Consider the following 14,929-nt stretch of genomic DNA (forward strand, 5'->3'; position numbering starts at 1 on the left):
CCCGCCAAGCCGTATAGTTGCCCCATCCACGCTTTGACGAGATCCCCCATGAGTGAGCAAACGCCGTACATCTTCGACGCCACGACGGCCGATTTCGACCAGTCGGTGATCGAAGCCTCTTTCAACAAACCGGTGCTGGTGGATTTCTGGGCCGAATGGTGTGCGCCGTGCAAGGCGTTGATGCCGATGCTGCAAGGCATTGCCGAGAGCTATCAGGGCGAGTTGCTGCTGGCCAAGGTCAACTGCGACATCGAGCAGGACATCGTCGCCCGTTTCGGCATTCGCAGCCTGCCGACCGTGGTGCTGTTCAAGGACGGTCAGCCGGTCGACGGCTTTGCCGGTGCACAACCGGAATCCGCCGTGCGCGCCCTGCTTGAGCCGCATGTGCAAATGCCACCGCCGGCCGCTGCCGACCCTTTCGAACAGGCTCAAGCGTTGTTCGATGACGGCCGTTACGCCGATGCCGAAGCGGCGCTGGTGGTGATGCTCACTGAAGACAACACCAACGCGAAAGCGCTGATTCTCTATGCGCGTTGCCTGACTGAGCGCGGCGAACTGGACGAAGCGCAAACCGTACTCGATGCGGTCAAGAGCGATGAGCACAAGGCCGCACTGGCCGGGGCCAAGGCACAGATCAAGTTCCTTGGTCTGGCGCGCGACCTGCCGGATGCCGCTGACCTCAAAGCGCGCTTGGCGAAAGATCCGCTGGACGATGAAGCGGTGTATCAACTGGCGATCCAGCAACTCGCTCGCCAGCAGTATGAAGCGGCGCTGGATGCACTCCTGAAGCTGTTCATCCGCAACCGCAGTTACAGCGAAGGCCTGCCGCACAAAACCTTGCTGCAGGTGTTCGAGCTGCTGGGCAATGATCACCCGCTGGTCAGCGTTTACCGCCGCAAGATGTTCGCGGCGCTGTACTAAGCGCTCATTCGATCCAGCTATAGAGCGGCGTATCCCCGCCGCTCGCCACTTTCACGTCCGCGCTATGGCGCAAACGCACCAGCAAGCGCTTGCCCGCCACCGCGCTGCCGGTCAGCCCTTCCAGTTGATCGAGCAGGTCCGGCCCGCTGAGCTGCCCGGCCTTGCGCAACAGATCCTTGGCCACCTGCCACAACGCATCGTCCTGATTCAGCGGTTTCGCCGCCGGGGCTGATGCGACCGCCTCAGATTGAGCGACCGGCGCCTGCCCACTCAGCGCCGAACCGAGCTTCGCCCAATCGCCGTCATCCAGTTCCACCGTCAAGTCCACCGGCACGTCGCCGACGGTTCCGCGTATCCGCAACATTAAGTTCGCTCCCGCACATTTCTGACCTGCATGCTCCCACGGGACTTGTGCAACGCCAAGCGCACGGGCAAACTCTGCGCACTTTCGTTATAAGATTACATAACAAACTCTTCACTTTACTTCCCGGAGACCGCCATGCGTCGTCTGCTGCTCGCTTTGCCGTTTGCCCTGTTGCCGCTGGCCATCGCCCACGCGGCTGATGAGCATGACCACGATCACGATCATGAACACGGCAGCCTTGGCGCGCATGAACACGGCGTCGGTCGCTTGAACGCGGCGCTGGATGGCCAGACCCTGGAGCTTGAGCTGGAAAGCCCGGCGATGAACCTCGTGGGTTTCGAGCACGTCGCCACTTCGGATGCCGACAAGGCCAAGGTCGCCGCTGCCCGTGCGCAACTGGAAAAACCCTTGGCCCTGTTCAGCCTCCCTGCAGCCGCCGGGTGCAAAGTGGTCAGTCAGGAACTGGAAAGCCCACTGTTCGGCGATAAACCGGATGCCGACGACCATGACGATGATGAAGCGGACAAGGACGGTCACGAGCATCACCACGACCACAGCGAAATCCACGCGCATTACCAATTCAGCTGCGCCACACCGGGTGCGTTGAAGACGCTGGATCTGGCTAACGTCTTCAATACCTTCCCGGCGACGCAGAAAATTCAGGTACAACTGATCAGCGCCAGCGGCCAGCAAGGCACCGAAGTGACGGCCAAGGCTGCGTCGTTGAAATTCTAAGCCTCACCGGAATCCCCTTGTGGGAGCGAGCTTGCTCGCGAATGCGACTCGTCAGGCGCCTTTGAATTGACTGATCTGCCGCTTTCGCGAGCAAGCTCGCTCCCACAGGGGTTATGTGTTCACCTCATGAAACTGGTGCCATGACCCAAGCACTCATCGAACTGTCCGACCTGGGCTTCAACTGGCCCGGTCATCCGCCGCTGCTGGACATCCCGGCGTTTCGTCTGGAAGCCGGCGAAACCCTGTTCCTCAAAGGCCCCAGCGGCAGCGGCAAGACCACCCTGCTCGGCCTGCTCGGCGGCGTGCAGAAACCCGGTCGCGGCAGCATTCGCCTGCTCGGTAAGGAACTCACCGAACTCTCCGCCGGCGCCCGCGACACGTTCCGTGTCGATCACACCGGCTACATCTTCCAGCAGTTCAACCTGCTGCCATTTCTCTCGGTGCGTGAGAACGTCGAACTGCCTTGCCACTTTTCCAAACTGCGCGCCCAGCGAGCGAAACAGCGCCACGGCAGCGTTGATCAAGCCGCCGCGACCCTGCTCGCCCACTTGGGCTTGAAAGATGAAAGCATCCTTAGTCGTCGTGCTGATTCACTGTCGATCGGCCAACAGCAACGGGTTGCCGCCGCACGCGCATTGATTGGTCAGCCTGAGCTGGTGATCGCCGACGAACCGACCTCGGCACTGGATTACGACGCCCGGGAAAACTTCATTCGCTTGCTGTTCGCTGAATGCCGCGAGGCCGGTTCCAGTCTGCTGTTCGTCAGCCACGACCAGAGTCTGGCACCGCTGTTCGACCGTCATCTGTCCCTGGCCGAACTCAATCGTGCCGCCACGTCTGCCGAGGTCTGAGATGTATTTGTTTCGTCTGGCCATGGCCAGCCTGGCCAACCGCCGCTTCACTGCTTTGCTCACGGCTTTTGCCATCGCCCTCTCGGTGTGCCTGTTGCTCGCCGTTGAACGGGTGCGCACCGAAGCCAAAGCCAGTTTCGCCAGCACCATCAGTGGCACCGACCTGATCGTTGGCGCCCGTTCCGGCTCGGTAAATCTGCTGCTGTACTCGGTGTTCCGTATCGGCAACGCCACCAACAATATCCGCTGGGACAGCTTCGAACACTTCGCCAGCAACCCGAAAGTGAAGTGGGCGATCCCGATGTCCCTCGGTGATTCCCATCGCGGCTACCGAGTGATGGGTACGACCGAAGCCTATTTCGAGCATTACCAGTACGGTCGCCAGCAGCATCTGGAGCTGGCTGACGGTCGCGCGTTCGCGACTGATCCGTTTGAAGTGGTGCTCGGCGCTGAAGTGGCCGATGCGCTGCATTACAAACTCGGCGACCAACTGGTGCTGGCCCACGGCGTGGCGGCGATCAGTCTGGTCAAGCACGACGACAAACCGTTCACCGTGGTCGGTATTCTCAAGCGTACCGGTACACCCGTGGATCGCACGCTGCACATCAGCCTCGGCGGCATGGAGGCGATTCACATCGACTGGCACAACGGCGTGCCGGCGCGCGGCAATGGGCGGATCACGGCGGATCAGGCGCGCAACATGGACCTGACGCCGCAAGCGATCACCGCGTTCATGCTCGGCCTCAACAGCAAGATTTCCACCTTTGCGCTGCAACGCGAGATCAACGAATTCCGTGGCGAGCCGATGTTGGCGATCCTGCCGGGCGTGGCCTTGCAGGAGTTGTGGAGCCTGATGAGTACCGCTGAAAAAGCGCTGTTCGTGGTCTCGTTGTTTGTCGTGTTGACCGGGTTGATCGGCATGCTCACGGCGATTCTCACCAGCCTTAACGAGCGGCGCCGCGAGATGGCGATTCTGCGCTCGGTCGGGGCGCGACCGTGGCATATCGCGAGCCTGTTGGTGCTCGAGGCGTTTGCACTGGCGCTGACCGGGGTGATTGCCGGGGTGGCTTTGCTGTACATCGGCATTGCCGCCGCGCAGGGTTACGTGCAGGCCAATTACGGTTTGTTCCTGCCGCTGGCGTGGCCGAGCGAGTATGAATGGACGCTGCTCGGTGGCATTCTGGCGGCCGCGCTGCTGATGGGCAGCGTGCCGGCCTGGCGCGCTTATCGCCAATCCCTGGCCGATGGCCTGTCGATCCGTTTATGAGGATGTTCACCATGCCCCGCGCCTTGCTTGCGCTGCTGTTGCTGGTCGCCCTGCCCGTGTGGGCAGCGGCGCCGAAAGACTTGACGTGGTCGGAGATGATCCCGCCGGACGCCGCGCCGGAAGTGCCGAACATGACCCCGCTGCACGACATGTCGAAGATGAGCGATGCGCTGTCTGCCGAGTCCGCACCAGCGGCCAAGCAGGACCTGCCGAACGCGCCGGTGGTGAAGGCGCTGAACGGGCAGAACATTCGTTTGCCGGGCTATATCGTGCCGCTGGAAGTCAATGAAGAAGGACGCACCACGGACTTTTTGCTGGTGCCGTATTTCGGCGCGTGCATCCACGTGCCGCCACCGCCGTCGAACCAGATCGTGCATGTGAAAAGCGAGTTGGGCGTGAAGCTTGATGAGTTGTATCAGCCGTACTGGGTCGAGGGGCCGTTGCAAGTCAAGGCGTCGAGCAGTGAGTTGGCGGATGCGGGGTATCAGATGGATGCCGACAAGATTTATGTGTATGAACTGCCGGAGTGAGTCCGGCGGTTTTGTATTGATTGATCCATCGTCTTCGCGAGCAGGCTCGCTCCCACAGGAAATCACATTCCAGGGTGGGAGCGAGCGTGCTCGCGAAGAGGCCGGCAAAGGTTCCACAGAAACCCGCCCCTTCACTGTTTCATTGAGCTGAGTCAAAAGACCGTATCAGTTGGCTTCGTACCATAGGACATCAGACATTTTTAACGTCCTTTCGGAGCCCCCATGAACAAGTCCTTGCTCAGCGCCTCGCTGTTTGCCCTCGCGCTCGCAGCCCCGCTCGCCCACGCCCATGAAGCCGGTGACATCCTCATCCGCGCCGGTGCGATCACCGTCAACCCGAAGGCCGACAGTTCCAGCGTCAAGGTCGATCAGGGTCCGTTGAGCGGCACCAATCTGGGCGGCAAGGCGACCATGAGCAGCGACACCCAACTGGGTCTCAACTTCGCTTACATGCTCACCGATCACGTCGGCCTCGAACTGCTCGCGGCGACGCCGTTCGAGCATGACGTCAAGCTCAAGGGCACTGCCCTGCCAGCGGCCAACGGCAAGCTCGGTACCCTGAAACACCTGCCGCCAACCCTCAGCGTCGTCTACTACCCGCTGGACTCGAAGTCGCCGTTCCAGCCGTATGTCGGTGGCGGTATCAACTACACCTGGATCTATGACGAACACGTCGGCAGCGAAGCCAGCGCCAACGGTTTCAGCAACTTCAAGGCGAAAAACTCCTGGGGTCTGGCCTGGCAGGTCGGTGCCGACTACATGCTGACCGACAACATCATGCTCAACGCCCAAGTGCGTTACATCGACATCGACACCCGCGCTACCGTCGAGAACAACGCGGTGGCGCCAGGCACTCGCGCTCGGGTCAATGTGGATGTGGATCCGTTCATCTACATGGTTGGTTTGGGCTATAAGTTCTAAGTCGATTGACCGAACGTTCACGTGGTGGTGGATGAGGCTTGGTGGTGAGCAGGCATAGAACTGACGGCGACCGTACGCAGTTGATCGGGGGATAACATTCCCTCGCCACAGGAGTAGCGACATATTCCGGCCGTGAAAAAGGCGCCTGTCAAAGGGCGCCTTTTTCATGTCTGCCTGGAATGCGTGGTGAGTTTGAGATCCATCCCCCTCACCCCAGCCCTCTCCCTCAGGGCGAGGGGGAAAGGGAGCCGATTTGTGTGCTCTGCACAACTGAGCTCGACTCGGTATTTCACGTCGGCGTAACTCGAAAGTACACCTCGATCAGTCACCTCTCCCTCAGGGAGAGGGTTAGGGTGAGGGTTCTTTTCAGGAACGACCGAGCAACCGCGCCAAACCCACGCTCATCGGCGTCTGCTCAGGCAACTTGAACCGCTCCAGCAAGCGCGCGTTGTTCGCCCGCGAGTGGCGGATATCACCGGAGCGCGCCGGGCCATAGCTGATCGGCGGCAACTCACCCACCACTGCTTCAAGCGCCCCGAGCATCTGCTTGAGGCTCATCGCCTGATTCCAGCCAACGTTCACCGCACCGACTTCCACCTCAGGCTTTTCGATTGCCTGTACCAGCAGATCGACCAGATCTTCGACATAGAGGAAATCACGCGTCTGCTCGCCATCGCCGAACACCATGATCGGCAGGCCTTTCTGCGCACGCTCGCTGAAAATGCTGATGACCCCGGAGTACGGCGAGGACGGATCCTGACGCGGGCCGAAGATATTGAAGAAGCGGAAAATCACCGGTTCCAGCGCATGCTGGCGGCGATAGAAATCGAAATAATGTTCGCCCGCCAGCTTGTCCGAGGCATAAGGCGTCAACGGAGCCTTGGGCGTGTCTTCATCGATCGACGCGCCCTCGCCATTGTTGCCGTACACCGCTGCACTGGAGGCGTACAGCACACGTTTGACACCAGCCAGGCGCATGGCCTCGCAGACGTTCAGCGTGCCAATGAAGTTGCTCTGATGCGTCTTCACCGGATCGTCCACCGAAGCCTGCACCGAGGCCACGGCCGCCAGGTGGGCGACGGCGCTGCAACCTTGCATCGCCCGTGCAACCAGGGCGGCGTCGGCGACGTCACCGACAATCAGTTCAACCTTGGGATTATCCAGTGGCAGATTGCTGCGCTTGCCGGTCGACAAGTCATCGAGCACTCGCACCGAATGCCCCTTGGCGAGCAAGGCGTCGGTCAGGTGCGAGCCAATGAAGCCGGCGCCACCGGTGATTAAAACAGTCCATTCAGCCATGACGGTAGAACCTATCCAGTAAGCCCGGGAGTGCCGCGCGCCAGGCGCGGGGTTTGATCCCGAAAGTGTGCAGAATTTTTTTACAGGCCAGTACCGCGTGCTGTGGCTCTTCGGCAGCGTCCGGGCGCGCGGCGTGTGCCTGGGCGGTCGGTGCTTCGATAGCAAGCGCATGCAGGCTGCGGGCTTCGGTCAAAATAGCTTGCCCCAGCGCCAGCGGCGTCGTCGCCTCGTGGCCGGCGTAGTGATAAGTGCCCCACAGCGGCGCCGCGCAATCAAGTTGCTTGAGCACCGAAATGATCACCCGTGCGGCGTCATCGACCGGCGTCGGATTACCGCGGCGATCATCGGCCAGCAGCAATTCTTCTGGCTGCTCGGCACGCGCAAGGAAGCGACCGAGGGTGCCATCCGGGCTGTCATCGAGCAACCAGCCAAATCGTAGCAAAACGTGTTGCGGGCACGTGGCGCGCACACTTTGTTCGATCCGCCACAACGCTTGCCCGCGCAAGCCCAGCGGCACGGGCTCGTCTTTTTCGCTGTAGGCAGTGGCGCGCGAGCCGTCGAACACGCGATAACTCGACGGTTGCACGAGAACGATGTTGTGGTGCTGGCACAGTTCGGCCAGCCGTTCGATGGCACGCTCCTGACCGGCCATACGGCTTTCGCTGACGGCCTCGGCCTGGAACCAGTCGAAATAGTAGGCGAGGTTGATCAACGCATCGGGACGGGTGTCGTCGAGCAATTGGGTCAGGCTCGCGGCATCCCAGCCGTCTTCGGGCGGGCGGGGGGCGAGGAAACCGATGTCTTCTTCCGCACCGAGGCGAATCAGCGCCTGCCCAAGGGCATTTCCGCCGCCCAGTAACATAAGGCGCATTCGCATAGAGTCAGCAGGCCCAGTCTGATTGGAACGATGGCTGTAGCGACGGATCTTGTGGAACCGTCGTCGATAATTGCCGGAATCGTTGCATTTTGCGGGTTTAGTGCGCAACCGTCATCCGTAAAGTGTTCATCCCAAGGATTTGTGCTGTGGCATCTGGCCCCTTCGCGAGCAGGCTCGCTCCCACAAGGGATGCGCGGCGCTCATAAATCCAGTGTGGGAGCGAGCCTGCTCGCGAAGGGGCCCTGCCAGACACTGAGGATCCCGAGCGGTACTTGCATCTTCCCCCCTGCGCCCGCATAACTTAAGCCATGAATCTGCCCATCCCCACGGACGCGGCCCTGGCAGGCTTTCACCCCGCCGTCAGCGCCTGGTTCAGTAAGACTTTCCCGACGGTCACCGCCGCCCAGGCCCGTGCATGGCCGTTGATCCGCCAGCGCCGCTCGACGTTGATCGCCGCGCCCACCGGCTCCGGCAAAACCCTCACCGCGTTTCTCGCCGTGCTTGATGACCTCGTCCACCGTGGCCTGGAAAACCCTGAAGGTCTGCCCGACGAAACGCTCGTCGTTTATGTCTCGCCGCTGAAGGCGCTGTCCAACGACATCCGCCTCAACCTGCAAAATCCGCTGGCCGGTATCACCGAGCAACTTCGGCAGATGAACCTGCCGGAAGTACACATCACCACCGCCGTGCGTACCGGTGATACCCCGCAGAAAGAACGCGCGGCCATGCGCAAAACCGCGCCGCACATTCTGGTGACCACGCCGGAATCGCTCTACGTCCTGCTCGGCTCGGAATCCGGGCGAAAAATGCTCGGCACCACGCGCACGGTGATCATCGACGAAATCCACGCCATGGCAGCGGGCAAACGCGGCAGTCATCTGGCCCTGAGCCTTGAGCGTCTGCAAGCGCTGTGCGCCGAACCGTTGACCCGCATCGGCCTGTCCGCCACGCAGAAACCGGTCGAAGCCGTGGCGCAATTTCTGGTCGGCCATGATCGCCCCTGCGAGATCATTGACATCGGCCACGCCCGCCCACGGGATCTGGGCATCGAAGTGCCGCCCGTGCCGTTGTCGGCCGTCATGGCCAATGATGTCTGGGAACTGGTCTACGACCGCCTCGCCGAACTGGCCCGCGAGCACCGCACCACGCTGATTTTCGTCAATACCCGGCGCCTCGCCGAACGCTTGAGCCGACACCTCAGCGAGCGCCTCGGCAAGCACGCGGTAGCGGCGCACCACGGCAGTCTGGCCAAGGAATTCCGTCTTGACGCCGAACAACGGCTCAAGCGCGGCGAACTGCAAGTGCTGATCGCCACTGCCTCGCTGGAATTGGGCATCGACATCGGCGAAGTCGATCTGGTCTGCCAGATCGCCTCGCCGCGCTCCATTGCCGGTTTTCTGCAAAGGGTCGGCCGCTCCGGGCACCAGGTCGGTGGCACGCCAAAAGGTCGATTGTTCGCGACCACCCGCGACGACCTGATCGAATGCGCCGCCCTGCTCGACTGCGTGCGCCGTGGCGAACTCGACACCCTGCACATCCCCGTCGCGCCGCTGGATGTTTTGGCGCAGCAAATCATCGCCGAAGTCAGCTGTCTGGAATGGTCAGAAGACGCCTTGCTGGCGATGTTCCGCCAAGCCTCGCCCTATCGCGACCTCGACGAAAAACACTATCAAGCCCTGCTGAGCATGCTCGCCGAAGGCTACAACGGTCGCCAGGGCATCCGCAGCGCCTATCTGCACCGCGACGCCGTCAGCCGCACCTTGCGTGGCCGGCGTGGCGCGAAACTGACTGCCGTGACCAGCGGCGGCACCATTCCCGACAACGCCGATTACAGCGTGATGCTCGAGCCGCAAGGCCTGAACATCGGCAGCGTCAACGAAGACTTCGCCGTGGAAAGCATTGCCGGCGATGTGTTCCAGCTCGGCAATACCTCCTATCGGATCCTGCGCGTGGAAACCGGCAAGGTGCGCGTCGAGGATGCCCACGGCCAGCCGCCGACCATTCCGTTCTGGCTCGGCGAAGCGCCGGGGCGCAGCGATGAATTGTCGTTCGCGCTAGCGCGTCTGCAAGCGCAGCTCGACGAACTGCTGGGCGCCAGCCCCGGCGATCTGCACCCGGCGCTCGACTGGTTGACGCAGACCCTTGGCCTCAACCTCGCCAGTGCCGAACAACTGGTCGAATACCTCGGCCGCGCCCGCCAGACCCTCGGCGCCCTGCCCTCGCAAGACACGCTTTTGATGGAGCGTTTTTTCGACGAGTCCGGCGGCACCCAACTGATCATCCATTCGCCGTTCGGCAGCCGCATCAACCGCGCCTGGGGCCTGGCCCTGCGCAAGCGTTTCTGCCGCACCTTCAACTTCGAATTGCAGGCGGCCGCCAGCGAAGACGCGATCGTGTTGTCGCTGTCCACCAGCCACAGTTTTGAACTGGATGACATCTTGCGCTACCTGCACAGCAACAGTGCCGAGCACATCCTGATTCAAGCGGTACTCGACGCGCCGTTATTCGGCGTGCGCTGGCGCTGGAATGCCGGGGTGGCGTTGGCGCTGCCGCGCTTTACCGGCGGGCGCAAAGTCGCCCCGCAGTTGCAGCGGATGAAAAGCGAAGACCTGATCGCCAGCGTGTTTCCCGATCAGATTGCCTGCCTGGAAAACCTCGCCGGTGAACGCGAAATTCCCGAGCACCCGTTGATCGAACAAACCCTCGACGACTGCCTGCACGAAGCGATGGACAGCGAAGGCTGGCTGAATCTGCTGCGGCGCATGGAGCGTGGCGAGGTGCGCTTGATCAGCCGCGACCTGCCGGCACCCTCGCCGCTCGCGGCAGAAATTCTCAGTGCGCGGCCGTACACCTTTCTCGACGATGCGCCGCTGGAGGAACGTCGCACTCAAGCGGTGATCAACCGGCGCTGGAGCGATCCGCAATCGACCGACGATCTCGGTGCGCTGGATGCCGACGCCATAAACGCTGTGCGTGAGGAAGCGTGGCCGACGCCGAACGCTGTCGATGAAATGCATGAAGCGCTGATGAGTCTGGCGTGCATCAGCGAGGCGGAAGTTCAGGCAAACGAAGGTTGGCGTGAATGGTTGCAGACCTTGGCCAGCAGTGGTCGCGCCTGCCGTTTGCAGATCAACCCGGAGCATGGCGTGTGGCTTGCCCGCGAACGCCTGACCTGCCTGCAAGCGCTTTATCCACAGGCCAAAATGCAACCCGAGCTGGAGACGTTGCCGGGATTCGATCAAGCCTGGACGTTCGATGAGGCGCTGGTCGAAGTGCTCCGCGCGCGCCTCGGTGCGTTCGGCCCTCTGCCGTTATCCGCCATTGCCGAGCCGCTCGCGTTGCCGACTACTCAAGTCCAGCAAGCCCTCGCGCAACTGGAGCGCGAAGGTTATGTGCTGCGCGGTCAATTCACGCCCAAGGTCAATGTCGAGGAATGGTGCGAACGGCATCTGCTCGCGCGCATTCACCGCTACACGGTCAAGCGCCTGCGCCGGGAAATCGAACCGGTGGCGTTGCAGGATTTCATGCGTTTTCTGTTCGACTGGCAGCATCTTTCGCCGTCGACTCGCGGTCAGGGCAGCGCCGTGTTGCCAGCGATTGTCGCCCAGTTCGAAGGCTACGCGGCGGCGGCTTCGGCGTGGGACAGCGACCTCCTCCCGGCGCGATTAAAAGACTATTCGCCGAGCTGGCTGGATGACCTGTGCCGCAACGGCAAACTGGTGTGGACGCGCCTCAGTGCCCGGCAAAAAATCAGCGGCACGGCGTTGCGCAGCACGCCGATCGTGTTGCTGCCGCGCAATCAGGTGGGATTGTGGAGTGCGTTGGCGGAACAGACGCCGGTGAGCGAACTGTCGCCGAAAACCCAGAAAGTGTTTGAAGCACTGAGCCAGCACGGCGCGTTGTTTTTCGATGAGCTGATTCATGAAGCGCATCTGCTGCGCACAGAGCTGGAAATCGCCTTGCAGGAACTGGTCGGCGCCGGCCTGGTAAACGCCGACAGCTTCGCCGGCCTGCGCGCGCTGATCACCCCGGCGAGCAAGCGCCAGCAGCGCAGCAGTCGGCGTGGCCGCGGTGCGTTTATCGGTGGCATGGACGATGCCGGGCGTTGGGCGTTATTGCGGCGCGGAGCGGCTGTGGATAACAGCGCAACCCTGGAACATGTCGCCATGACCTTGTTGCGACGATACGGCGTGGTGTTCTGGCGTCTGCTCGAACGTGAGGCAGACTGGTTGCCGAGTTGGCGGGAATTGCTGCGCACGTTTCATCGGTTGGAGGCGCGGGGCGAGATCCGTGGCGGGCGATTTGTCAGTGGGCTGGCGGGCGAGCAGTTTGCCTTGCCGGAGGCGATTCCATTGTTGCGCGAGGTACGGCGGCGGCCGCATGACGGCAGTCTGGTGGCGGTGTGCGGGGTTGATCCGTTGAACCTGGCCGGGACGTTGTTGCCGGGGGTGAAAGTGCCGGCGCTGGTGAGTAATCGGTTGGTCTATCGCGATGGGTTGCCGGCGGCGGCGGAAATTGCCGGCAAGCCGCAGTTCTGGCTGGAGCTGGATCAGCCGGAAATGGCTGAGATACGAAACAGGCTTATCCAGCATTGAGGTTGTCCTCACTGGCCCCTTCGCGAGCAGGCTCGCTCCCACAGTTTGATCGCGTTCCCCCCGTGGGAGCGAGCTTGCTCGCGAAGAGGCCGGCACTGCACCACTAATCTTGCGTTAAGTCCGCGATTCCTGCGGCACCTCGCTCGCCACCACCTCACTCCCCTGCTGCCGCTTCGGCAACAAAACCTGCTGTGGATAAGTCTGCGCGAAATGCACCGTCGCGGTGTTATCCACAAGCTTCTTCAAACGCTGATTGAACGCCCGGCTGACTGCATACTGCCCGCCCGACACCGTACGAAACTGCGCCGTCAGCACCACCCCGTTCAAATCCATCCTGTCGACGCCAAACACGTCCAGCGGCCCTTGCAGGTTGTACTTGAGGAACGGGTCTTCGCGGATCGAATCGCCGGTCTCGCGGATCAGTTCGATGGCTTTGTCGACATCCGTGTCGTAGGTGAACTGCACCGAGAAAAACGCGAAAGCGAACTGCCGCGATTGGTTTGTCACAGCCTTGATCTGCCCGAACGGCACCGAGTGCACAAAACCCTTGCCGTCACGTAGCCGCAACGTGCGAATGGTCAGCCCTTCGACCGTGCCGGCATGCCCCGAATCGAGCACCACCCAATCGCCGATCGACAGGGTGTCTTCGATGATAATGAACAGCCCGGTGATGACGTCCTGCACCAGTTGCTGCGAACCGAAACCGATGGCCAGACCGACTACCCCGGCACCGGCCAATAGCGGTGCAACGTTGATCCCCAGATTGGCCATGGTGGTGATCGCGCAAATCACCACGAGGATGATTTTGATCGCGTTGCGCAGCAGCGGCAGAATGGTTTTCACCCGCGTACTCGGCTGGCGCGCCGCGCGTTTGCTGAGCGGCGGTTTCAGTGCTTCCTGAATCGCTGTGTCGAGCACCACCCACAGCAACCACGTCACCAGGAAGATCAGGCCGATGCTGCTCAGCGCATTGCTGATAGCCCGGCCGACCGTGCTGCTCTGGGCGAAATCGAGTAGAGAGACGCCCCAGATTCGCCCGAGGATATCGATGAAAGCGATGGCGATGACAATGCGCAGCAAGGCGTGCAACAGGCTGAGAAAACGTTCTTTGTAGGCGCTGCTGCGCTGGATCGCTTCGGCTTTTCGCGACTTGAACAAGTGCTGCAGGATCGTGCTGAGAAACACTGTGCCGATCAGCAATACAGTGGTGAACAGCGCGCAGCGCAGGGCTTTTTGATTGTCCTCGCCGATGCCGATCAGATTCACCGCCGAGACCAGCACCATCAACACAATCGGCCAGTACCACAGCCCGGAAAAAATCCGCAGCGACTCTTGCAACGAAGGCTGTTTCAGGCGTTGGCTCAGCGAGCGGTTGCGGATCAGATGCGCCACCGGGCGGCGCAGGCGAATGACCAGCAAGCCGAAAATCACCGAGGCGATCAGCCCGGTGAACACCGCAATGCTGCTGGTGATATTGCCGCCCAATTGGCGAGCGATCTGCGGGCTGGTCAGCGCATCGCTGAGGGCGGCGAGAAAGCCGATCAGGAACAGCGGTCGCGGGCAATAGTTGCGGATAATCCGCGCGGCCGGGCGTTTGTGGCCGACGTTGAACATCACCACCACGCACAACAACATCGAGGTGGAAAAAATGCCGCTGCTGGTGGCGTAGGCCAGACACAGCGCCAGCGCACGGCCTACCGAGGCTTGGAGAAAATGGCTGACGTACAGGGTCAGCGGCAGGCAGATCAGCGCCGGCACGGTGTACGGCAGCAAGTAGCCGATCAAATCCTGACTGCGCTGGCGGGTGCGCAACCAGCGGCCCTCACGCAGACGCTTGGTCAACAGGCTGCCGAGCACGGTCAACAGCGCGAAACTGCCGAGCCAGGTGCCGGACAACGAGAGGAAATCCCCGGCGACGCTCCAGCCCGAGCGGTTCGATGGCTGGTTGACCAGTTTGTCGACTTCATCGGCGGCGCGGTCGGCGCGCAGGCGCCAGGCGTCGACCAGATGTTCGTTGAGGTCGAGTTTGTCTTGTACGTCATCGATGCTCGAACTGATCGCACCGAGCAGCCCGCCCTGCACCAGCGGCTCGGGTTTGGCCGGCTCTTCGGCGGCGGCCGGGACGCCCGGCAGTGCGGCGGCCTCCAGTTCGTTGGCACCGAGAAACAGCAATGCTCCCAGCAGAATGGCGATCCTGAACTTGATCAAAACTCCGATCTCCCGTGGCTGAACCTGTAAGGAACTGATCGATATTTGTACGGCAAGTTCAAGAGCGCCCTCACCCCAGCCCTCTCCCGGAGGGAGAGGGCGCCGACCGGGTTGTCTGATCTTGCTGCACTGGCCTGAAAGTCCTGAGTCGAACTCAAACCCTGAAAACCCTGAAGATCAGCTCCCTTCCCCCTCCCCCTCTCACTGCGAGAGAGGGAGCTGACCGAGTTGCCTGCGAGAAGTACACCGACTTGCAAATCCGGAGTCGAACTCAAATCCCGAAAACCCTGAAGATCAGCTCCCTTCCCCCTCGCCCCCTTGGGGGAGAGGGTTGGGGTGAGGGGGAGTGCTATTGATCTTC

General features: G+C 61.7%; 11 protein-coding genes. 7 read left to right on the forward strand and 4 right to left on the reverse strand.

Translation table 11 applies throughout. The features are described 5' to 3' along the window. Window positions 1-48: 48 nt before the first annotated feature. Window positions 49-921, forward strand: coding sequence for a thioredoxin (gene trxA / locus A8O26_RS15850; protein ID WP_064118853.1), 873 nt, complete (start codon window positions 49-51; stop codon window positions 919-921). Window positions 922-925: 4 nt separating this feature from the next. On the opposite strand, the gene A8O26_RS15855 is transcribed toward trxA, so the two are convergent. Next, window positions 926-1,285 (reverse strand): hypothetical protein, encoded by a 360-nt coding sequence (locus A8O26_RS15855; RefSeq protein ID WP_064118854.1) that lies wholly within the window; start codon window positions 1,283-1,285, stop codon window positions 926-928. Between the two features lie 135 nt (window positions 1,286-1,420). On the opposite strand from A8O26_RS15855, the gene A8O26_RS15860 reads away from it, so the two are divergent. From A8O26_RS15860 to A8O26_RS15880, 5 genes are all read left to right on the forward strand, one after another. Next, window positions 1,421-2,020: a DUF2796 domain-containing protein gene (locus A8O26_RS15860; protein ID WP_064118855.1), complete on the forward strand. Its 600-nt coding sequence runs from the start codon at window positions 1,421-1,423 to the stop codon at window positions 2,018-2,020. 140 nt (window positions 2,021-2,160) lie between these two features. Further along, a complete protein-coding gene (locus A8O26_RS15865) occupies window positions 2,161-2,871 on the forward strand; it encodes an ABC transporter ATP-binding protein (RefSeq protein ID WP_064118856.1) in 711 nt (236 codons plus the stop codon). Window position 2,872: 1 nt separating this feature from the next. Then, window positions 2,873-4,138 carry an ABC transporter permease gene (locus A8O26_RS15870; protein WP_064118857.1) on the forward strand — a complete coding sequence of 422 codons (1,266 nt, stop codon included), beginning with the start codon at window positions 2,873-2,875 and terminating at the stop codon, window positions 4,136-4,138. Window positions 4,139-4,149: 11 nt separating this feature from the next. Next, on the forward strand, window positions 4,150-4,668 hold the full coding sequence (locus A8O26_RS15875; RefSeq protein ID WP_064118883.1) for a DUF3299 domain-containing protein: 519 nt from the start codon (window positions 4,150-4,152) through the stop codon (window positions 4,666-4,668). A 222-nt stretch (window positions 4,669-4,890) separates the two neighbouring features. After that, window positions 4,891-5,589, forward strand: coding sequence for an OmpW/AlkL family protein (locus A8O26_RS15880; RefSeq protein ID WP_007910962.1), 699 nt, complete (start codon window positions 4,891-4,893; stop codon window positions 5,587-5,589). A 366-nt stretch (window positions 5,590-5,955) separates the two neighbouring features. Here the strand turns inward: A8O26_RS15880 and A8O26_RS15885 are convergent, their stop codons facing one another. Together A8O26_RS15885 and A8O26_RS15890 are read right to left on the reverse strand one after the other, a co-directional pair. Beyond that, the gene (locus A8O26_RS15885; RefSeq protein WP_064118858.1) at window positions 5,956-6,888 is read right to left on the reverse strand and encodes an NAD-dependent epimerase/dehydratase family protein; all 933 of its coding nucleotides are present in this window, start codon (window positions 6,886-6,888) and stop codon (window positions 5,956-5,958) included. Next, window positions 6,881-7,765: a sugar nucleotide-binding protein gene (locus A8O26_RS15890; protein ID WP_064118859.1), complete on the reverse strand. Its 885-nt coding sequence runs from the start codon at window positions 7,763-7,765 to the stop codon at window positions 6,881-6,883. The genes A8O26_RS15885 and A8O26_RS15890 overlap by 8 nt, the downstream gene beginning before the upstream one ends. 308 nt (window positions 7,766-8,073) lie before the next feature. Between A8O26_RS15890 and A8O26_RS15895 the strand changes: the two genes are divergently transcribed. Then, window positions 8,074-12,360 carry a DEAD/DEAH box helicase gene (locus A8O26_RS15895; protein WP_064118860.1) on the forward strand — a complete coding sequence of 1,429 codons (4,287 nt, stop codon included), beginning with the start codon at window positions 8,074-8,076 and terminating at the stop codon, window positions 12,358-12,360. 114 nt (window positions 12,361-12,474) lie between these two features. Here the strand turns inward: A8O26_RS15895 and A8O26_RS15900 are convergent, their stop codons facing one another. Next, a complete protein-coding gene (locus A8O26_RS15900; protein ID WP_064118861.1) occupies window positions 12,475-14,568 on the reverse strand; it encodes a mechanosensitive ion channel family protein in 2,094 nt (697 codons plus the stop codon). Window positions 14,569-14,929 lie beyond the last annotated feature (361 nt).

This window comes from Pseudomonas fluorescens (assembly GCF_001648775.1).
In the GTDB taxonomy this organism is placed as follows: Bacteria; Pseudomonadota; Gammaproteobacteria; order Pseudomonadales; family Pseudomonadaceae; genus Aquipseudomonas; species Aquipseudomonas fluorescens_M.